Below are 19,380 nucleotides of genomic sequence, written 5' to 3'. Positions count from 1 at the left end.
CCAGAAATCAGCCCAGCGCCGACTTCACCGCGTCCGCCAGCCGCCCGGCCACCGATCGGGCCTGATCGATGTCCGCCGCCTCGACCATCACCCGCACCAACGGCTCGGTACCGGACGGCCGCAGCAACACCCGCCCGGTGGCCCCGAGTTCACCCTCGGCCTCAGCCACCGCCGCGGCCAGCTCCCCGGACGTGGCGACCCGGGACCGATCCACATCAGGGACGTTGATCAGCACCTGCGGCAGCCGCTCCATCACGGAGGCAAGCTCCTTCAGCGACCGTCCGCTCTCCGCGACGCGCGCCGCCAGCATCAGCCCGGTCAGCGTCCCGTCCCCGGTCGTGGCGTGATCCAGGATGATGACGTGCCCGGACTGCTCGCCACCGAGGGCGTACCCGTGCTCCTTCATCTCCTCGAGCACATACCGGTCCCCGACGGCGGTCTGGACGAGCCGAAGCCCCTCCCGCTCCAGCGCCAGTTTGAACCCCAGGTTCGACATGACCGTCGCGACCACGGTGTCGGACCGCAGCGCCGACCGGTCTCTCATCGCCAGCGCGAGCACGGCCATGATCTGGTCGCCGTCCACCTCCTCACCGGTGTGGTCGACGGCCAGGCAGCGGTCCGCGTCCCCGTCGTGCGCGATGCCGAAATCGGCCCCGTGGTCGACGACCGCGGCCTTCAACAGGTCGAGATGCGTGGAGCCGCAGCCGTCGTTGATGTTGAGCCCGTCCGGCTGGGCACCGATGGTGATCACCTCGGCGCCGGCCCGGGAGAAGGCCTCCGGCGACACCCGGGCGGCAGCGCCGTGCGCCTCGTCGAGGACGATCTTCAGCCCGTCGAGGCGGTTCGGCAGTACGGCGATCAGGTGGGCCACGTACTTGTCGAAGCCCTCGGTGTACTCGCGGACCCGGCCGACGCCACCGCCGGTCGGCCGCTCCCAGGGCTCACCACCCTTGTGTTCCTCGTAGACGGCCTCGATGCGCTCCTCCAGCTCGTCGTCGAGCTTGTGCCCGCCGCGCGCGAGGAACTTGATGCCGTTGTCGGGCATGGCGTTGTGGCTGGCGGAGAGCATGACGCCGAGGTCGGCGCCGAGCACGCCGGTGAGATACGCCACCGCGGGCGTGGGCAGCACTCCGACGCGCAGGACGTCCACGCCGGCGCTCGCGAGGCCCGCGACCACGGCAGCCTCCAGGAACTCCCCGGACGCACGCGGGTCCCGTCCGACCACGGCCGTCGGCCGGTGGCCCTGGAACGTACCCGCCTCGGCCAGCACGTGCGCCGCCGCGACGGAGAGACCGAGCGCCATCTCGGCCGTCAGATCCGCGTTGGCGACACCGCGCACGCCGTCCGTGCCGAAGAGTCGTCCCACTTGTCCTCCTGAGGAAGCGTCAGTTACGGAGATCATCCGATCACATGAGCCTTTGAGCGTCTTGTGCCGTTATACGCCTGAGGCTGTGATAAACGAACGCCCCGGCGGCACTGTGACGTGCCGCCGGGGCGAACGGACGTACTGCTGACTCGCAGGAACGAGCAGGTACGAGCAGAACAGGCAGCGAAGATTAACGCTTGCTGTACTGCGGGGCCTTGCGGGCCTTCTTGAGACCGGCCTTCTTGCGCTCGACCGCACGGTCGTCGCGGCGGAGGAAGCCGGCCTTCTTCAGGGCGCCGCGGTTGTTGTCCACGTCGGCCTCGTTCAGCGCGCGGGCGACACCGAGACGGAGCGCACCGGCCTGACCGGAGACGCCGCCACCCGCGATGCGGGCGATGACGTCGTAGCGGCCCTCGAGCTCGAGCACCTTGAAGGGCTCGTTGACTTCCTGCTGGTGCACCTTGTTGGGGAAGTAGTCCTCAAGGGTGCGACCGTTGATCTTCCACTTGCCGGTGCCCGGGACGATCCGGACGCGGGCGATGGCGTTCTTGCGACGACCCAGGCCGGCGGCCGGCTGCGGGTCGCCGAAGCGGGACGCCATCGACTCCGAGGTGTACTCGCCCTCGACGGGGACCTCGGACTCGGTGGTGTAGCTGTCGATGTCGACGATCTCTTCGCCCTCGACGGGCGTCTCGACGGTGGTCTCGGCCACGATTCTCCTCAGATTCTCTTCAGTCTTAGGGGGTGGCCGGACTTACTGCGCGACCTGGGTGATCTCGAACGGCACCGGCTGCTGGGCAGCGTGCGGGTGCTGGTCGCCCGAGTAGACCTTCAGCTTGGTGAGCATCTGACGGCCCAGGCTGTTCTTGGGGATCATGCCCTTGACGGCCTTCTCGATGGCCTTCTCGGGGTTCTTCGCGAGGAGCTCGTCGTAGCGGACGGAGCGCAGACCACCCGGGTAGCCGGAGTGGCGGTACGCCATCTTCTGGGTCCGCTTGTTGCCGGACAGGTGCACCTTGTCGGCGTTGATGATGATGACGAAGTCGCCCATGTCCATGTGCGGGGCATAGGTCGGCTTGTGCTTGCCACGGAGGAGGTTCGCGGCAGTGGTAGCCAGACGACCCAGGACGACGTCCTGAGCGTCAATGACGTGCCACTGGCGAGTCACATCGCCGGGCTTGGGGCTGTACGTACGCACTTCGCAGCCTTCTTCTTCAGTGGATGGGTGCTGAGACATGGCATCACTGAAGCGATCGTGCAGCTGGGGACGACAATGGCCGGGGCACTGCCCGTATGCCGCCCACTGGTAACTGCTCCAGGGAACCTAGGTAAAGGCCTCTCGCGTGAGAACGAGCGAGCCAATACACAACGAAGATGCAGGATACCCGGGGTCGCACGGACGGGTCAAAACGAGGCCCTCGGGAAGCCTCTGCGGCCGAGATGTGCACCGGTGCCGGAAAGGTCCCGAGGCCAGTGTCCACAGGCCCGACAGCACCTCCCGTCCCCCGTCTAAGATGCGCCCCATGAGCTTTGGGCAGCAGGGGGGACCCCCGTCCCAGTGGGATCCCTGGAAACCGCAGTCACAGCAGCCGTGGAGCAGCGGCGGGGGCGAGCAGACTCCGGACTGGGCCGCGCTCGCCGAGGCCTCCGAGATCCGCAACAGACGGCGTCGGCTGTTCTTCATCGTGGGCGGCGCGCTCGCCACGGTCGCGATAGGCACCGCGGTGGCGATGGCCGTGGTGTCGGCGGACGGCGGTGACGACGAGGCGAACAAGCCGACGTCCTCGCTGTCGGCCGCCGCGATCCCCAGCGCGACCGGGACCGCCCCGTCGTTCGCGCCGACCAGCGCCCCGCCACCGCTGGACCCGAAGGACTTCATCGCCAGCAAGGCCAAGGACACGGCCCCGCTCAGCGCCCGGATCCTCTTCCCGGGCACCCAGCTGACCATGGGCTCGACCGTGTACAAGAAGGGCACGACCTCCGACACGAAGAACTGCGCGGCGGGCGACAACGTCCAGGCCGGCCTCGGCAAGATCCTCACCGGCAACAGCTGCACCCAGTTCATGCGCGTCAGCTACACCAAGGACGGCGTCTCGGTGACGGTCGGCGTGGCCGTCTTCGACACCGAGGCCCAGGCGACCAAGGCGAAGAGCCAGGTCAACACCAAGAAGGACATCGTCAAGTCGCTCTCGGGCGGCGCGGTCAAGCCCTTCTGCAACTCCGCGATCTGCCGCACGACCTCGAATTCCTACGGCCGCTACGCGTACTTCACCATCGCCGGCTTCGCCAGCGGCAAGAACGTCACGGAGAAGGACACCGCGGTCTTCAGCATCGGCGACAACCTGGCCGAGTTCACCTTCCGCCAGATCCACCGGCGCGGCGAGGCTCAGGCTTCCACGGCTGCGAGCGAGTGACCCGGCGCGCCGAGGCGCGCCGGGTCCGGTTCCTTCAGGTCCGCTCGCGGTTCAGGTCCGCTCCCAGGAGCCGCTCAGGACGGGCTCGGGATACGGCACGACGGGTTCCGGCGGGCTGTCGGCCGCCGGCCGGCTCCCGGCCGCCCTGAAGACCCAGGTGCGGTAGGACCAGAAGCGGAAGAGAGTCGCCACACCGATGCCGAGGAACTTGCTGACGTTGGTGGCGAGCGTGCCGTCCCAGCCGAACCCGTAGGTCGTGGCATAGAGAACCGAGTTCTCGATGACCAGTCCGATCGCGCTGAACAGCAGGAAGAGGGTCAGCTCCTTCCTGCGGCTGTTGCGGTCCTCCTGGTCCCGGTTGCGGTAGGCGAAGTACCGCAGGCCGAGGTAGTTGCTCAGGATGGCCACGACCGTGGCCAGGACGCTCGCCCGGACGGTCTGCCACTCCGTGACGGTCCTGATGAGGTTGAAGACCGCGAGGTTGACCACGAAGCCCGACGCACCGACCATGCCGAACTTCGCGATCTCGCGGTACAGCTTCCCGAATCTGGAGGGAAGCGCGTGACGTCCGCTGCTCACCGTCCCGTTCAGCCCCGTCGGTTGCGCAGTCGCAGCCGTACCGGCATCACCGCCGACTCGATCTGCGTCGAGAGGCTCATCTTGGAGACGCCCTCGGTGCGCTCCTCGAAGCGGATCGGGATCTCCACGGCGCTGTGCCCGGCCCGGACGGCCTTGAACTTCAGCTCGACCTGGAAGCTGTAGCCGGCGCTGTCCAGGGTCGCGAGGTCGATGTCCCGCAGGGTGGCCGCCGACCAAAGGTTGAAGCCGGCGGTGATGTCCCGGATCTTGGTGCCGAGCACGGTCCGGGCGTACCGGTTGGCGAATCGCGACAGCAGGACACGGTGCCTGCCCCACTCCTCGTCCAGCGAGCCGCCCTCGACGTACCGGCTGCCGACGACCAGGCCGACGCCGGACGCCACGGCCGTACCGAGCATCCGTGGGACCGCTTCCACCGGGTGGCTGCCGTCGGCGTCCATCTGGATCACGTAGTCGGCGCCCTCGTCCAGAGCGGCACTCATGCCGGCGACATAGGCACGCCCGAGCCCGTCCTTCTCGGTCCGGTGCAGCACGCTCATCCGGCGCCGCCCGGCAGGCTGGTCGGCGTTGTACTTCTCGGCGAGCTCCTCGGCGATCCGGCCGGTCCCGTCCGGGCTGGAGTCGTCGACGATCTTCAGATGCAGCCCGTCGATGTCCAGACCGAGCACCAGCTCGGCCATCCGGGGCAGGTTCGCCGCCTCGTTGTACGTCGGCATCACGACCGTGACCCGTACGTCCGGGTATCTGTCGAGGCTCGTCATGTCGTTCTCTTCCCTCCCCAGAGGCCCTGAACGGGCCTCTCCCCAGCGAGCGCGGGTCTGCCCAGCGCCCGGAAGTGCCAACCCGCCGCGGCCCAGCGCTCCCCGTCGAGCGCCCCCCGGCCGTCCACGATCCGTGCGCGGGCCACCAGTCGCGCGGCCCGCTCCGGGTCGATCTCCCGGAACTGCGGCCACTCGGTGAGATGCAGCACGAGATCGGCACCTTCCAGTGCCTCCTCGGCCGACAGCGCGTAGCCGAGGAGCGGGAACGCCTTGCGGGCGTTGTCCAGCGCCTCGGGGTCGTACACCGTGACATCGGCACCGTCGAGACGCAGCCGGGCGGCCACGTTCAGCGCGGGCGAGTCACGGATGTCGTCGGAGTCGGGCTTGAAGGCCGCTCCGAGCACGGCGATCCGGGCCCCCAGGACCGAACCCCCGCACAGCTCGCGCGCCACGTCGACAAGCTTGTCGCGGCGGCGCATGTTGATCGCGTCGACCTCCCGCAGGAAGTCCAGCGAGACCCCCAGTTCCCCGGCGCGGTGCGCGAAGGCCCGGATGTCCTTGGGCAGACAGCCGCCGCCGAAGCCGATGCCGGCGCGCAGAAACTTCCTGCCGATCCGGTCGTCGTGGCCGATCGCCTCGGCGAGGACCTCTACATCGCCGCCCGCGGCCTCGCAGACCTCGGCCATCGCGTTGATGAAGGAGATCTTGGTGGCGAGGAACGCGTTGGCGGCCGTCTTGACCAGCTCGGCGGTCGGGAAGTCGGCGGTGACCAGCGGGGTGCCGGCGTCGAGGACGGGGGCGTACACCTGGCGGAGGATCGTTTCCGCGTGCGAAGACCGCACCCCGAACACCAGCCGGTCCGGCCGGAGTGTGTCCTCCACGGCGAAGCCCTCGCGCAGGAACTCCGGGTTCCAGGCCACCTCCACCCGCTCGTGCGCGGCCGCCAGCCGCTCCGCCGTGCCCACCGGCACGGTCGACTTGCCGACCAGCAGCGCCCCCTCGACCGCGTGCCCGGCGATCGCCGCGAAGGCCGCGTCGACGTAGGTCAGGTCGGCGCCCTCGGAGCCCTTGCTTTGCGGGGTGCCCACACACACGAAGTGCACCTCGCCGAAGGCGCCGGCCGCCGCGTAGTCGGTGGTGAACCGGAGCCGTCCGCTCACCGTGTGCTTCGCGATCAGCTCCGGCAGTCCCGGTTCGTGGAACGGCACCTGCCCCGCCTGGAGCGCGGCTACCTTGTCGGGGTCCACGTCGACCCCGAGCACCTCGTGTCCCAGCTCCGCCATGCAGGCGGCGTGGGTGGCACCGAGATAGCCGGTGCCGATGACTGTGAGCCGCATCCAGCGGCCTCCTTCACAACTCCGTGTCGGCCGCTACTTGCGCTCGAGAACTTGCACCACGATGTGGTTCAGCTTCACCGTGCGACCGGCCTTGAAGGACTTCTCGATCGCCGCCGAGGTCTTCTCGTTCATGCCGGTGAGCAGCGGTCGCCCGTCGCTGATGGTGGAGACCAGCCACAGCCGGTCGGTGCCCTTGAGGCAGCTCGCCGGCTTGCGGCACTCGGTGGCACCGTAGGACCCGTTCTGCTGCGGGGTGTACTCCATGAGCACGTCCTTGGGGGCCTTGCGGTCCCGCAGTTCGTACGCCATGGCCCGGCGCTCCGACATCCCGCCGTTGAAGATCATCCCGTCACCGGACTTCTCACCCGCCGCGACGACGTTCGCCGCGGCCCGGAAGTCCGGTTCCGTCGGCAGGTCCTTCTTGGCGTCGCCGATGGCCGGCCACGCCACGAAGGCGTATCCGGCCGCCACCACCGCGACCAGCAGCCCGCTCAGCACCTGGGCGCCGGTCCCCCGTCGGGCGTCCGGGTCGAGCCTGCCGACGAGCCGGGTGAGCACGGCGGCCACCAGCAGCGTCCAGGCCGGGATGGTGAACAGCAGGTACCGCGGCAGGAAGAGGTGCAACTGGTTGGCGGTCACGAAGGTGAGCACCGGCGGCAGCACGGCCCAGGCGGCGAGCAGCACCGAGTACCGCCCGGCCAGCAGCAGGCCGACCACGCCGAGGGCCATCACGGCTCCGCCGGTGATCCACGAGCCGAACAGGGTGTCCGGGAACTGGGTCAGGTCCTTGGTCGTGGTGACGTTCCAGGCGATCTGGCCGCTCTGCCCGGTGCCCTGCGCCACCATCGGGAAGGTGATGGACAGTCCCAGCATGGCCGCGCCGGCGAACGCGTAGTGGGCGATGCGGTCGCCGCGCTTCTTGGCCAGGAAGACGAGCCACACATGCCCGGCGAGCACCGCCATGGCCACCAGGTGGCTGAATCCCGTGGCCGCGATGGCGAGCCCGTACAGCGCCCAGTTGCGCAGGCTCGGCCGGTCCAGCGCCCGGATGAGCCACAGCGTGGCCAGCAGCGCGAACATCGTCGCGAAGGCGTAGGGCCGGGCCTCCTGGCCGTACCGGGTGATCATCGGCACCACCGCGAACAGCAGTCCGGCCAGCACGCCGGTGCGCACCGCGAACATCCGGCGCCCCAGCAGCCCGACCAGCCCGGCCGAGACCGCCATGGCGAGCGCCTCCGGCAGCCGCAGCATCGCCGCCGAGTCCCCGGCCACGTCGATCCACAGGTGCATGACCGCGTAGTAGGGCGCGATCACGACGTCGATGCTGCCGATCAGCCGTCCGAGGTCGTGCCACGAGATCGTGGACGCCCACCAGGTCGCGTGCTCGTCGCGCCACAGCTGGCGCCCGCCGAGCCCCGGCACCACGCAGGCGGCCGCGGCCAGCGCCGGCAGCAGAAAGACGAGCCACGCCGAGCCCCTGCCGGCACCGTCGGCGGACCGGCGGTGATCGGAGGGCGCATCGTCCTCGGGTTCCTGGGCGGTCGTTTCGTCGACCGGTGGTGTGTACGCCGTCATCGCTTCACCCAGATCCGGTACGGCTCCTGTCCGCCGTCCTTGTCGGAGGGCCGCAGCACGGCGCGCAGCCGGTAGTCGGTGTTGCCGCGCAGCGCCTCGGGGACGGAGGAGGCCCGCAGCACGATCGCGTCGTAGGAGCCCTTCTTCACCTCGGCCGTCAGAGCCGTGCCCTGCCCGGCCCGGTGCCACTGGGCGGGCTTCGTGTCCGCCCGGAGGTAGTAGGCGGAGATCTCCGGGTCGTCCGTCAGGTACGCGCCCTTGGTGTCCACGATCTCGCGCAGGGAGCTGATCATGGCGGCCGAGTCCGGCGGCCGGTACAGCCCCCCGGTCTGGGCCATGCCGATGACCAGGGCGGCGACGTAGATCATGATGCCGATCTGCGGGTACCGGAAGTGCGCGCCCATCATCCGTGAGACGCCGAGGCCCGCCATCGGCACCGCGAAGAGCAGTCCGAAGCCGACGTGGACGTACAGCGAGCTGCCGTTGCCCAGCCAGGCCTGGTAGAGCGGAGCGAGCAGGGCGGTGGCGCACATCGTCAGGCCCAGCAGGGACCGCCGGACCGCGCCCGGCGCGCTGCCCTCGGCCCACGGCATCTCGCCCATCCGGGCCCGCCGGATGAAGCCGATGGCACCGATCACCGCGACGAGCAGGACGACCCCGCCCCACTGAGCGCTCTCCTTGAGCAGCTCGACGGCACTGTCCCTGCTCTGGACGTTCCAGCCGCTCGGCATTCCCGCGAGCTGGACGCCGACGAAGCACAGAGCGCCGGTGACCACCGCGAACAGCGCGCCCCGCACGAAGGCGCCGGCGCCGCGGAAGCGGTAGGCGGTCAGTACGGCGAGCACGGTCAGCGTGGGCAGGTACAGGGCGGCCGAGTACGCGGCGAACGGCGCGAGGGCTGCGAAGGGTGCCGCGAGCAGTACGGCCGCGGGGCCGGACTGCCGGGTCCGGGCCAGCAGCCACAGGGCGGCGGCGAGCAGGAACAGCGACAGGGAGTGCAGGGAGGCGTACCGGCCGGTGAAGGCGGTCGACTCCAGCACGGAGTACATGGCGGCGGCCGCGAGACCGGCCCGCGCGTTGAACAGCAGCCGGGTGGCGCCGAACAGCAGTGCCGTGGCTCCGAGCGCCCACGCCAGGCTCAGCGCCCGGGCCCCGGCGAGGCCGAGCTGGGCGACCAGCCCCGACAGTTCGCCGTCGGACATCAGGAACTTCGCCTCCTGCGGGAAGGCGCTGCCGTCGAGCCGGAAGGACAGCCCGGCCTGCACGAGAAGGATCAGGAGCAGGGCTCCCCGGCTGATCCACGCCGAGCGGCCGGTGTCCACCGACCACGCCGACACCGGGACCTCGGGCAGCACATAGCCCGGCTCCGGCTCCGGCTCGGGTTGGACGACGGTGTACTCGGGGACGTAGTACTCGGCGTCGGAATCGCCCGAGTAGGGACGCGCGTAGTACTCCTGCGGGTGGGTCGGCTGCTGCGGGATGTACGGCTGCCCGGCGTACAGCTGCTGATCACCGTAGGTCTGCTGCTGTCCGTAGCCCTGCTGGTCGCTGTGGACCTGTGGCTGCTGCTCGGTGTAGGGCGGGTAGTGCTGCTGCCACTCCTGTTGCGGGCCGGGCTCCGACCAACTGCCGTCCTGCTGCTGCGTCGTCATGAACGCGGCACCTCGAATCCGAAGTCGTCGTCGGCGATGAGGCGCTTGAACTCGGCCAGGGCGAGCGGGCTGCTCTCGATGCGCCAGTCGGCCCGCTTGGAGATGTTGAACCACAGGAAGCCGATGACGTCCTTGTCCTCCTTCACCCCCGCGAGCAGCGCGCGCACGTCGGCGCGCCGCCGCTCTCCGGGCTCGGCCGAGGTCTCGCTGATCAGCACCGGCTTGTCGGTGAAGGCGTCGATCTGGCTGCGGGTCGGGCCGTAGAGGGTGTCGAAGGTGTGCGCGCCGGTCTCGGTCCAGTAGCCGACGATGCCGACCCAGTCGACGTACGCGTCACCGGGCCAGTACGGCTTCAGTTTCACGGAACGGACCGGGTTGACGACGTTCGGGCTCCACACCCAGATCACGTTGGTGGCGCCGACCTCCTGGAAGACGTCGTGGATGTGCCGCCACGCCTTCACGAAGGTCTCGGGGGTGGTGTCCTTGGTGCCCCACGGGTACCAGTGGCCGTTCATCTCGTGGCCGAAGCTGATCGCCACGGGCACGTCCGTCTTGCGCACGCTGTCCGCGTACTTCTTGATGTACGCGTCCTGCGAGCCGTCGGCGATCTTGCCGAGTCCGGGCTTGAACGGCTCCCACGACACGTAGAGCATGCCGCCGTCACCGAAGACCTTCTGAGCGCCCACGGCGTTGAAGCCGTCCCCCCACGACGAGTACGAGCCGACCATGTTGGGCTTCTTGCCGACGGTCCTGGCGAAGGCGTCCACCGGCTTCAGCGAGCTGGGCGCGCCGTCCAGGGCCACCCCGAAGTACTCCTTGTCGGGGTGCAGCAGGGGTTTCACGTCGTACGGCAGTTCCGCCTCCGGTGCCTTCGAGGAGGACCCGGCGGCCGGTTCTTTGGTGGCCTGCGCGGCGGGGCCGTCGTCGCCGAGCACGCCGCAGCCGGCGACCGCCGCCAGGGATATCAGCGCCGCGCCCAGCGGGAGGGCGGTCCTGCGCATCATGCGGGTTCACCTGCCGAGTGGTGTTCCTTGGGCTGGATGAGCGCTCGCGCGACAACCAGTGCGTAGAACAGCCCGGAGGACAGGACGAGAGCGAAGTCCGGCGGGTAGCCGGTGAACAGCCGGTACACGGCCGCGCCGACCCAGACCACGGCGGTTCCGCCGCTCCAGATCCACATGCCGAGCCAGAACCGGCGGGTCTTGTTCTTCTTCGCGCCCTTGGAGCCGGTCGGCTGCCAGCCCATGCGCTGCTTGCGCAGGATGTCCCAGATGGCGAAGACATGCGCCCAGCCGTACATCATCCGTGCCGACCATGCCTCCAGCCGGTACGGCGCCTTGTGCCACATCGGGAAGACCAGGGTGGTGTAGGCGATGCTGGGCAGCACCCAGACCAGGTGCTTGACCTGGAGCATCTCGGGGCTGGTGAGCAGCAGCATGACGGGCACGAGCGGCGCGAAGAAGGTGAACAGCGCCGTGTGGATGTAGTAGAAGAAGCCGGACAAATAGCAGAGCCGGCTGGAGAAACGTATCGGCGCGTCCCAGAACTTCTTGCTGGCGAGCAGCGACATCGATCCCGAGCACCAGCGGTACTGCTGGTTGAAGAAGGCTCCGGCGGTGTCCGGGCACACCCCCGTGGACAGCGCGACCGGCACGTACTTCAGGTCCCAGCCGAGACCGCGCAGGTCGAACCCGGTGTGCACGTCCTCGGAGTGCTCGATGAGGGTCGTACCGCCGTTGGTCTCCAGCGCGGCCCGCCGGTAGATGGCACAGGAGCCGACGCAGATGGCGCCGTCACTGTTCTGCCGGGACACCTGCACGGAGCGGTAGAACAGCTCCTGCACCGCACCGGCGCCGCGTTCGATCCAGTTCTGCGAGTCCAGCACCCGGAAGTACTGCGGGGACTGCACGATCCCGATGCGCTCGTCGGTCTCCATGTACGGCAGCAGCTCCTCCAGCAGGTCGGAGCGCGGCGTGAAGTCGGCGTCGAGGATCAGGACGTACTTGCCGTCGGACTGGCCGAACCCGAAGTGCAGGTTGCCGGCCTTCTTGAACCAGCCGCGGTTCTCACGGGTGCCGTAGCGGAAGCCGAAGTCCCGGGCCATGGCGGCGAGTTCCGGGCTCGCTCCGTCGTCGAGGACGAAGGGCACGCACACGCCCGGGTACCGGTCGGCCAACTGCCGTACATGCGTCCAGGTGTTGTGGAGCACCTCGATGGGCTCGCCGCACACCGGAAGGAAGACGTCGACGCTGGGGTAGACCGCGGGCCGCCAGCCACGCACGAGCTGCTGGTGGTACTCGAAGTCGAAGTCGCGCGTGAAGCCGTTCACCTTCAGCGACACGAGGTAGTAGACGACCGTGAAGAACAGCGGCGGCGCGAAGATCCACATCACTGGGCTGGCCTTGGTCAGCGCCACTTGGCTGACGGTCAGACACCCGAAGCTGACGATCGAGGCGAGCGTCAGCACCCACAGGCGCCTCTTGACGTACGAGTACTTCTCCGCATGCGAGGGCGGCGCGGGCAGAAGCCCCAGGGGCGCCTGTTCGGCACCACGCTTTCCTCCACGCCGCGTGGATCGATGCCCCCCGGCACCGGTCGCTCCGGACATGCGGGCAGAGTCAATGAATGACATTCCCACCCTCCGGGCCGTTGGCCCGATGTGTTCCCCACCCCAAAGATCCCCTTTCGAACAAAGGGGCCAGATGGGAAAGGTTATCCGAGGGATGTGGATGACGTAAGAGCATCGCGGAGACTTATGACCGATAAGTCCCCCCGTGCGCCTTATTTTTGTTGAAGAGTGGGGTAACCAACAGGTTTCACATCCGGACGACCCGGGCAGATGCCTTCAGTTTGTGCGCTTCTTGTCACCTCCCTGTGCTGCTGGATACTGGCTGCCGATCTTCGAGCAGCCCAGGGGGGCACCACATGACCGGTTCGAACACACGACGCTCCGTCCTCAGATCGGCCCTCGCGGTGGGCGGCGTCTCCCTGTCCGCCACCGCGGTCTCCACCGCTGACGCCGCCGCGGTGGCCGCGGACGCGGGATGGGTGAACGTCAAGGACCACGGCGCCAAGGGGGACGGGACCACCGACGACACCGCGGCGATCCAGGCGGCGCTGGACGCCTGCCAGCCGGGCAACGTCACCGTCCTCCCGGCGGGGGTGTACCGCACGAGCGCTCCCCTGCGCATAGGCCCGTACGTCACCCTCCAGGGCTCGCACGCCGCCGGTGAGGCCCAGCCGAACGCCGAGAACCCGGTGGTCGGCATCCGTCCCCTTCCGTCGTTCACGGGAGACGCCGTCGTCCAGGTCCTGGACCGGCAACTGGGGGGCTATTCCCGCCCGGCCAACGCGCAGCGCATCTTCTCCCTGACCATCGACGGTTCCGACCTGCCCCGCTCCGGAGCGGAGATCGACGGCATCCGCGCGACCGGGCAGATCCAGCACCTGCAGCTCCGGGACGTCCATGTCCGCTCCGTCACGGGCATCGGCATCAACACCTGGTACAACTTCAACGCCACGGGCGGACCCCAGGCACCGTTCTGCCTGCACTACGACCGCGTCTCCGTGCTGTGGACCGGCTCCCACGGCATCGTGCTGAACAACTCCACCGACTCCGTCTTCCACGACGTGTACGTCCTGGGCGTCGGCGGCTGCGGCTGGTGGATGTCGGGAGCGGGCAACTCCTCCTTCACCAGCTGCCGGGCGGAGTGGTCGAAGCTGCACGGATTCGACATCGAGTCCGTGCCCGGAGTGATCAAGATGGTCGCGTGTTCCACCGACCGGAACGGCTGGCACGGTATGTACGTCCACGCGACGAACACCACCGGAGTCCTCATGCTGTCGGCCACCAATCTCACCCGGGACGGCAAGAACGGCGGGGCCGGTGGCGGCGGATACGCGGGGCTGGGTGTCGCGAGCTCCCAGTGCAAGGTCATCGCCGACGGCCTGGTCGTCCTCACCGGCAAGGACGACGACGGAACAGGGGTGGCGAGCCCCCAGTACGGCGTCCGGGCCGACAACTCGGCCTACGTCGTGGTCAACTCGGGCCATCTCCAAGGAGTCTTGTCCCCCTGGCAGAACGGCACCGGCAACACGAAGTTCGTGAAGGGAACCCTCGTAGGCACCGGCTGACGGACCAGGCCCCCTGCCGGGGGCGGACATTCAGCCGCAAAGGCGCCGCGCCGTCGAGACGGATGACGATCCTGACGCGAAGCACGCCCGCGCAGTGCGCAATCGGGCCAACTGGTGATAAGAACAACCACTCAGTCTTCACGTTTGTGCCGTACCTGTGACCGTTCCGGGCACGGACATCAGAGGGGGGTTCCGATTTGCCCGGGTTTTCCACGCCCGCACGCGGTGGGCGTCACCGCGGCCGGCGGCGCACGTGGCTGCTCTCCATCGTGGCCGTGGCCACTGCGGCACTGATCGGCACGACGATCGGCTTGGTGGCGTCCTCGGCCCAGGCCGACCAGGGCACCCAGGGCGTCGACAACCTGCGCACCAACTGGGACCGGAACGAGCCAGGGCTCTCCCCGGCGGTCGTCCAGTCGTCCGCCTTCGGCCGGCTCTTCGCCACCAAACTGGACGGGCAGATATACGCCCAGCCGCTGGTGCTGGGCGACCAGGTGATCGCGGTCACCGAGAGCAACACCCTGTACGGTCTCGACCGCACGACCGGTGCGATCCAGTGGAGCAAGAACTACGGACCGGCGTGGCCGGCCTCCGCGATCGGCTGTGGTGACCTGGTGCCCAACGTGGGCGCGACCGCGACCCCCGTCTACGACTCCGCCACCGGCTCCCTCTACTTCACCACCAAGGTCGACGACGGCACCTCCACGCACCGCCACCCGAAGTGGCTGATGCACGCGGTGGACCCGGCCTCCGGAGCCGAGCGTGCCGGGTGGCCGGTCACCATCGCCGGAAGCCCCCTCAACGACCCGGGCAACAAGTTCGACGCCTACTACGAACAGCAGCGCCCCGGCCTGCTGTTGATGGACGGCGTCGTCTACGCGGGCTTCGGCGGCCACTGTGACGCGTGGCCGTACCGCGGCTATGTGGTCGGCGTGAGCACCACCGGACACAGCATCACCTCGATGTGGGCCGCGGTGACCGGTGCCAGCACGGGCGGCGCCGGCATCTGGCAGTCCGGCGGCGGACTGGTCTCGGACGGGTCCGGCCGGATCTTCTTCAGCACCGGCAACGGCATCAGCCCGGCGCCCGGGCCCGGCAAGACCGTTCAGGGCACCCTCGCCGAGTCCGTCGTACGCCTCCAGGTCAACGCGGACAACAGCCTCAGCACCGCCGACTTCTTCAGCCCCAGCAACGCCGCGACCCTGGACCTGACCGACCAGGACGTCTCCTCGGGCGCCCCGATGGCGCTGCCGGACGGCTTCGGTACCGCCGAGCACCCCCATCTGCTGGTCCAGCAGGGCAAGGACGGGCGGGTGTTCCTGCTCGACCGCGACAACCTCGGCGGCATGGGCCAGGGCCCCCAGGGCGGCGACGCCGCGGTGAGCAAGTCCGGCCCCTACCAGGGCATGTGGGGACACCCCGCGTTCTGGGGCGGCGACGGTGGCTATGTCTACGTCGTCGGCAACCAGGGCCCGCTGCGCGCGCTCAAGTACGGCGTGCGCAACGGCGGTACACCCGCGCTCACCCTCACCGGCCAGAGCCAGGACACCTTCGGCTACACCAGCGGCTCTCCCCTGGTCACGTCCGACGGCATGGACGAGTCCAGTGCCCTGGTATGGATGACCTCCGCGACCAACGCCTCCGGGGCCGACGGCACTCTGCGCGCCTACAGCCCCACCCCCGACGGCAACGGCCGTCTCCAGTTGCTGTGGTCCGCACCGATCGGCACCGCGACGAAGTTCAGCACACCGACCGCCGAGCGCGGCAAGGTGTACGTCGGCACCCGGGACGGTGTGCTCTACGGGTTCGGCAGCCCGGCCAGGACCGCACTGACCGCGGCCTCGCTGGACTTCGGCCAGGTCGGTGTGGGCAGCAGTGATGCGGCCGACATGAAGCTGACCGCCACGCAGGACGTCAGCATCACCGGGCTCAAGGCCTCCGGGGCGTTCTCGGTCGCCCCGTCCGCCGTACCCACCCCCGAGCACCCCACGGCACTGGCGGCGGACGCCACCCTGGACGTACCGATCAGCTTCGCCCCCACCGCCACCGGCGGCATCAACGGCACGCTGACCGCGAACCTGTCGGACGGCCAGAAACTGGTCTTCGCCCTCCACGGTGTCGGCACCAGGCCCGGCCTCGGGGCGGCCCCCGCCGCCCTGGACTTCGGAGAAGTACCCACCGGCAGCTCCTCGACGCTGAACCTCCAGATCACCAACACCGGTACCGAACCGGAGACCATCGACTCGGTCGACTCGCCCGGCGGCGTCTTCTCCACCTCGGGGTTGCCGAGCGCGGGCACGGTCGTACCGGCCGGTGGCTCGTTCGTGCTCTCGGTCACCTACACGCCGACCGACGACCAGGTCGACAGCGACGCGCTCGTGGTCAGCAGCAGCAGCGGCGGCGGCTCGCACACGCTGAGCGTGCCGGTCAGCGCGACGGCCATCACGGGACAGGGGCACCTGGAGTTCTCCCCGAGTTCCCTGGACTTCGGCCAGGTACCGATCGGCAGCTCCAGGTCGCTGTCGTTCACCATCACCAACACCGGCAACATCCCGGTGACGGTGACGAAGGCCAAGGCGCCGACGGGTGACTTCAACAGCCCGGTGCAGCTGTCGGAGGGCCTGATCATCGGTCCTGAGCAGACCGCGGTGCAGAGCGTGACGTTCACTCCGCGCTCGGCCGCGGATCTGAGCGCCTTCTACGAGGTCACGGGTACCGGCACCGACGCGAACGGCAACAGCCAGGGCGCCATGTACGTCCCGGTCAAGGGCACCGGTACCGGCACCGCCACGACCACCTCGGCGAACGACGGGCGGTGGCAGACCAACGGCTCGGCGGTGCCCGCTGACGGCGGCGGGGTGCAGCTGACTCCGGCCACCAGCAATCAGGCGGGCACGGCGGTGTACACCGAGCCGTTGCGCACCGACGGTCTGCGGGCCACCTTCACCACGAAGTTCGGCCCCGGCACCGGCGGGAAGGGCATGACGCTCAGCCTGCTCGACCCGGCCCAGAACTCCGCCTCGGCACTGGGCGGCACCGGTGACGGCCTCGGCATCGCGGGGCGGCCCGGCACGGTGATCGCGCTCGCCACCGGCTGGAACAACACGCTCAAGGTGCAGAACTTCGTGGGCGTCGGCCGCAGTTCGGCCGGCTCGTCGGTGATCGACTACCAGTCGCTGGTCCCACTCGGCACCTCCCTGCGCCAGGGCACGCATCAGGTCGACATCCAGGTGGCCGCCGGCCATCTGTACGTCTGGATCGACGGGGCGCAGGTGATGGACGCGACACCAACGCTGACGTCCACCGCGCTCCTGGCCTTCTCCGGTGCCACCGGCGACAGCTCCGACCTGCAGACGGTGAGCGGCCCGGTCGTCAGCGAGGGGCCGCCTGCGGCCACCTCGCTCCACCTCACCGCCCCGAGCACGGGCGTCCCGGGCCGTCCGCTGACCGTCACCGGCACCCTGACCTCGTCCGCGGCGCTGCCCGCGGGCCAGGTCGCGCACATCACGCGGAACGGGACAGCGCTGCCCGATGTGACGACGCAGGCGGACGGCTCCTTCACCTTCACCGACACCCCGCCGACGGAGGACACCTACACCTACGCCGCGAGCTACGCGGGGGACGCGAACCACGCGACGGCGAGCACGACGAGCCTGATCCAGGTGTCCAAGCTGGCCACCACGATCAGTGTCGTGGCCCCGGCCACGGCCACCCGCGCGCAGAAGCTGACCGTGTCCGGCACGCTCTCCGGCTCCCCCTTCGCCACCGGTGGGGTCGTCAAGGTGACGAAGACCGACCTCGCCCACCCGTCCGGCATCGCACTTCCCGACGCGGAGGTCGCCGCGAACGGCTCGTTCACGTTCGCGGACACCCCGCAGATCGGCGGCGCCAACACCTACAAGGTGGCCTACGGCGGCGACATCTCACACAAGCCGGGCAGCAGCACCGGCACCACTCAGGTGTCCCGGGCGTCGGCGTCCGTGACCATCACCACCGACCACTCGACGTACGCCTACGGCCAGTCCGCGAAGATCACCGCTCACCTCGGCACGACGTACAACAGCCGTACGGTGGCGATCTACGCCAAGCCGTTCGGCGGCACGTCGGTCCTGGTGAAGTCGGGCACGGTGGACTCCCACGGCAACCTGACCGGGTCCTACAAGCTCACCCGCAACACCACGTTCAGCGCGGTGTTCGCCGGCGACTACCGGTACGCCCCCAAGACCTCCGCCCGAACGGTGCACTCCTACGTGCGGATCTCGGAGAAGCTGTCCGGTTACTACACGAACACGTACTACGGCAGCACGCTCTACCGGGTGTATCACCACACCACCAAGGAGCAACTCGACGCCACGGTCACACCCAACAAGGCCGGCCAGTGCATCAAGTTCCGAGTGCAGCGGTACTACAGCGGCGCCTGGCACACGCAGACCACCACTCCCTGCTCAGCCCTCAGTTCCGCCAGCGCCGGCCGCCACCAGATGGCTCTCACCCGGTCCGTCAACAGCAGGTTCCGCATCGCCGCGGAGTACATCCACAGCAGTAGGGACGACACCAACCTGAGCACCTGGGGCGCCTGGCAGTACTTCACCGTCAGGCAGTGAGCCCGACCGCGACCGGGCTCCGGTCGTTGCCCGCAGCCGGTTCAGCGCCCGGCCGCCGGCAACGACCGCCTGTTCCGCGCCTCCTTGTTCCGCGCCGCCAGCAACTCGTCCGCCGGATAGCCGACCTCCTCCAAGGTCAGCCCGTGCGGCCGTACGACATGGACGGCACTGTCCCGGACACCCGCGTCCAGCACCTTCCGCGGCCACTCCACACCCCGGTGCCCGTCCCCCACGAACAGCAGCGCGCCGACCATGGACCGCACCTGGTTGTGGCAGAAGGCATCGGCCCGGACCTCGATCTCCACGACCGCGTCCGTCCGCCGCCGCACCCCGAAGTCGAGGATCTCGCGGATCGTCGTCGCTCCCTCACGCTTCTTCGCGTACGCCGCGAAGTCGTGCTCCCCGACGAGGGACTTGGCGGCGGCGTCCATGGCGGCCACGTCCAGCTCCCAGTCGTGCCAGAGCACATGGTTGCGCAGCAACGGATCCACCCCACCGGGCCGGTCCCCCACCCGGTAGACGTACCGCCGCCACAGAGCGGCGAACCGCGCGTTGAACCCTGTCGGCGCCTCGGTGAGCCTCCACACGCGCACATCCTTCGGCAACCGCCCCGCCAGCCGCTTCAGCAGCTTCTCGCCATGCTCCGCCCACAGCCCCTCGGGCAGATCCACATGCGCCACCTGCCCCCGCGCGTGCACCCCGGCGTCCGTCCGCCCGGCCACGGTCAGTTCGTACGTCACGTCCTTCGACCGCGTCACGGTCCGCAGGGCGTCCTCGATCTCCCCCTGTACGGTCCGCCGTCCCCCGGCCTGCTTGGCCCATCCGGAGAACTCGGTTCCGTCATAGGAGAGGTCGAGGCGGACACGGACATGACCGGGCTGTACTTCGTCGCTCACCCCTGGATCCTCTCAGGAACGTGAAATGCGAGACGGGCCCGCCC

The 19,380-nt window shown here is 69.2% G+C and carries 14 protein-coding genes; 3 read left to right on the top strand and 11 right to left on the bottom strand.

From position 1 onward, the window contains the following. Window positions 1–7: 7 nt before the first annotated feature. The 3 genes from glmM to rplM all read right to left on the bottom strand — a co-directional run bounded on the left by glmM (window position 8) and on the right by rplM (window position 2,564). Window positions 8–1,366, bottom strand: a complete 1,359-nt coding sequence (gene glmM, locus ABZT93_RS01505) for a phosphoglucosamine mutase (protein WP_356097203.1) — start codon at window positions 1,364–1,366, stop codon at window positions 8–10. 190 nt (window positions 1,367–1,556) lie between these two features. Next, complete coding sequence (gene rpsI, locus ABZT93_RS01500; RefSeq protein ID WP_031038459.1) at window positions 1,557–2,078, bottom strand: 30S ribosomal protein S9; 522 nt, start codon at window positions 2,076–2,078, stop codon at window positions 1,557–1,559. 42 nt (window positions 2,079–2,120) lie between these two features. Continuing rightward, entirely contained in the window at window positions 2,121–2,564 is a 444-nt protein-coding gene (gene rplM, locus ABZT93_RS01495; protein ID WP_356097200.1) for a 50S ribosomal protein L13, read from the bottom strand. Window positions 2,565–2,889: 325 nt separating this feature from the next. On the opposite strand from rplM, the gene ABZT93_RS01490 reads away from it, so the two are divergent. Beyond that, window positions 2,890–3,780: a hypothetical protein gene (locus tag ABZT93_RS01490; RefSeq protein ID WP_356097197.1), complete on the top strand. Its 891-nt coding sequence runs from the start codon at window positions 2,890–2,892 to the stop codon at window positions 3,778–3,780. A gap of 51 nt (window positions 3,781–3,831) precedes the next feature. On the opposite strand, the gene ABZT93_RS01485 is transcribed toward ABZT93_RS01490, so the two are convergent. Genes ABZT93_RS01485 through ABZT93_RS01455 form a run of 7 tightly spaced genes read right to left on the bottom strand, consistent with a single transcriptional unit; the run spans window position 3,832 to window position 12,310 of the window. Continuing rightward, on the bottom strand, window positions 3,832–4,359 hold the full coding sequence (locus tag ABZT93_RS01485) for a GtrA family protein (RefSeq protein ID WP_356097194.1): 528 nt from the start codon (window positions 4,357–4,359) through the stop codon (window positions 3,832–3,834). A gap of 8 nt (window positions 4,360–4,367) precedes the next feature. Further along, a complete protein-coding gene (locus tag ABZT93_RS01480) occupies window positions 4,368–5,138 on the bottom strand; it encodes a polyprenol monophosphomannose synthase (protein ID WP_356097191.1) in 771 nt (256 codons plus the stop codon). Next, on the bottom strand, window positions 5,135–6,475 hold the full coding sequence (locus ABZT93_RS01475) for a UDP-glucose/GDP-mannose dehydrogenase family protein (protein ID WP_356097188.1): 1,341 nt from the start codon (window positions 6,473–6,475) through the stop codon (window positions 5,135–5,137). The genes ABZT93_RS01480 and ABZT93_RS01475 overlap by 4 nt, the downstream gene beginning before the upstream one ends. 33 nt (window positions 6,476–6,508) lie before the next feature. Next, window positions 6,509–8,050 (bottom strand): glycosyltransferase family 39 protein, encoded by a 1,542-nt coding sequence (locus tag ABZT93_RS01470; RefSeq protein ID WP_356097185.1) that lies wholly within the window; start codon window positions 8,048–8,050, stop codon window positions 6,509–6,511. After that, the gene (locus ABZT93_RS01465) at window positions 8,047–9,702 is read right to left on the bottom strand and encodes a hypothetical protein (RefSeq protein WP_356097183.1); all 1,656 of its coding nucleotides are present in this window, start codon (window positions 9,700–9,702) and stop codon (window positions 8,047–8,049) included. Before ABZT93_RS01465 ends, ABZT93_RS01470 begins: the two co-directional genes overlap by 4 nt. Further along, entirely contained in the window at window positions 9,699–10,706 is a 1,008-nt protein-coding gene (locus tag ABZT93_RS01460) for a glycosyl hydrolase (RefSeq protein ID WP_356097181.1), read from the bottom strand. Before ABZT93_RS01460 ends, ABZT93_RS01465 begins: the two co-directional genes overlap by 4 nt. Continuing rightward, window positions 10,703–12,310 carry a glycosyltransferase family 2 protein gene (locus ABZT93_RS01455; protein ID WP_356097179.1) on the bottom strand — a complete coding sequence of 536 codons (1,608 nt, stop codon included), beginning with the start codon at window positions 12,308–12,310 and terminating at the stop codon, window positions 10,703–10,705. Before ABZT93_RS01455 ends, ABZT93_RS01460 begins: the two co-directional genes overlap by 4 nt. Window positions 12,311–12,627: 317 nt before the next feature. On the opposite strand from ABZT93_RS01455, the gene ABZT93_RS01450 reads away from it, so the two are divergent. Both ABZT93_RS01450 and ABZT93_RS01445 read left to right on the top strand, forming a co-directional pair. Then, window positions 12,628–13,836, top strand: a complete 1,209-nt coding sequence (locus ABZT93_RS01450) for a glycosyl hydrolase family 28-related protein (RefSeq protein ID WP_356097176.1) — start codon at window positions 12,628–12,630, stop codon at window positions 13,834–13,836. 275 nt (window positions 13,837–14,111) lie between these two features. Then, on the top strand, window positions 14,112–18,440 hold the full coding sequence (locus ABZT93_RS01445) for a choice-of-anchor D domain-containing protein (protein ID WP_356097173.1): 4,329 nt from the start codon (window positions 14,112–14,114) through the stop codon (window positions 18,438–18,440). A 41-nt stretch (window positions 18,441–18,481) separates the two neighbouring features. On the opposite strand, the gene truA is transcribed toward ABZT93_RS01445, so the two are convergent. Continuing rightward, window positions 18,482–19,336 (bottom strand): tRNA pseudouridine(38-40) synthase TruA, encoded by an 855-nt coding sequence (gene truA, locus ABZT93_RS01440; protein WP_356097170.1) that lies wholly within the window; start codon window positions 19,334–19,336, stop codon window positions 18,482–18,484. Between the last annotated feature and the right edge of the window lie 44 nt (window positions 19,337–19,380).

The sequence above is a fragment of the Streptomyces sp. NPDC005303 genome (assembly GCF_040607335.1).
In the GTDB taxonomy this organism is placed as follows: Bacteria; Actinomycetota; Actinomycetes; order Streptomycetales; family Streptomycetaceae; genus Streptomyces.
This window is presented reverse-complemented; position numbering and strand designations above follow the sequence as displayed.

What these genes read in the sequence shown, in the direction of transcription:
- ABZT93_RS01475 (WP_356097188.1), bottom strand. Translation starts at nt 6,475, where the DNA reads ATGCGGCTCACAGTCATCGGCACCGGCTATCTCGGTGCCACCCACGCC.
- ABZT93_RS01470 (WP_356097185.1), bottom strand. Translation starts at nt 8,050, where the DNA reads ATGACGGCGTACACACCACCGGTCGACGAAACGACCGCCCAGGAACCC.
- ABZT93_RS01450 (WP_356097176.1), top strand. Translation starts at nt 12,628, where the DNA reads ATGACCGGTTCGAACACACGACGCTCCGTCCTCAGATCGGCCCTCGCG.
- ABZT93_RS01460 (WP_356097181.1), bottom strand. Translation starts at nt 10,706, where the DNA reads ATGATGCGCAGGACCGCCCTCCCGCTGGGCGCGGCGCTGATATCCCTG.
- ABZT93_RS01465 (WP_356097183.1), bottom strand. Translation starts at nt 9,702, where the DNA reads ATGACGACGCAGCAGCAGGACGGCAGTTGGTCGGAGCCCGGCCCGCAA.
- ABZT93_RS01480 (WP_356097191.1), bottom strand. Translation starts at nt 5,138, where the DNA reads ATGACGAGCCTCGACAGATACCCGGACGTACGGGTCACGGTCGTGATG.
- ABZT93_RS01455 (WP_356097179.1), bottom strand. Translation starts at nt 12,310, where the DNA reads ATGTCCGGAGCGACCGGTGCCGGGGGGCATCGATCCACGCGGCGTGGA.
- ABZT93_RS01490 (WP_356097197.1), top strand. Translation starts at nt 2,890, where the DNA reads ATGAGCTTTGGGCAGCAGGGGGGACCCCCGTCCCAGTGGGATCCCTGG.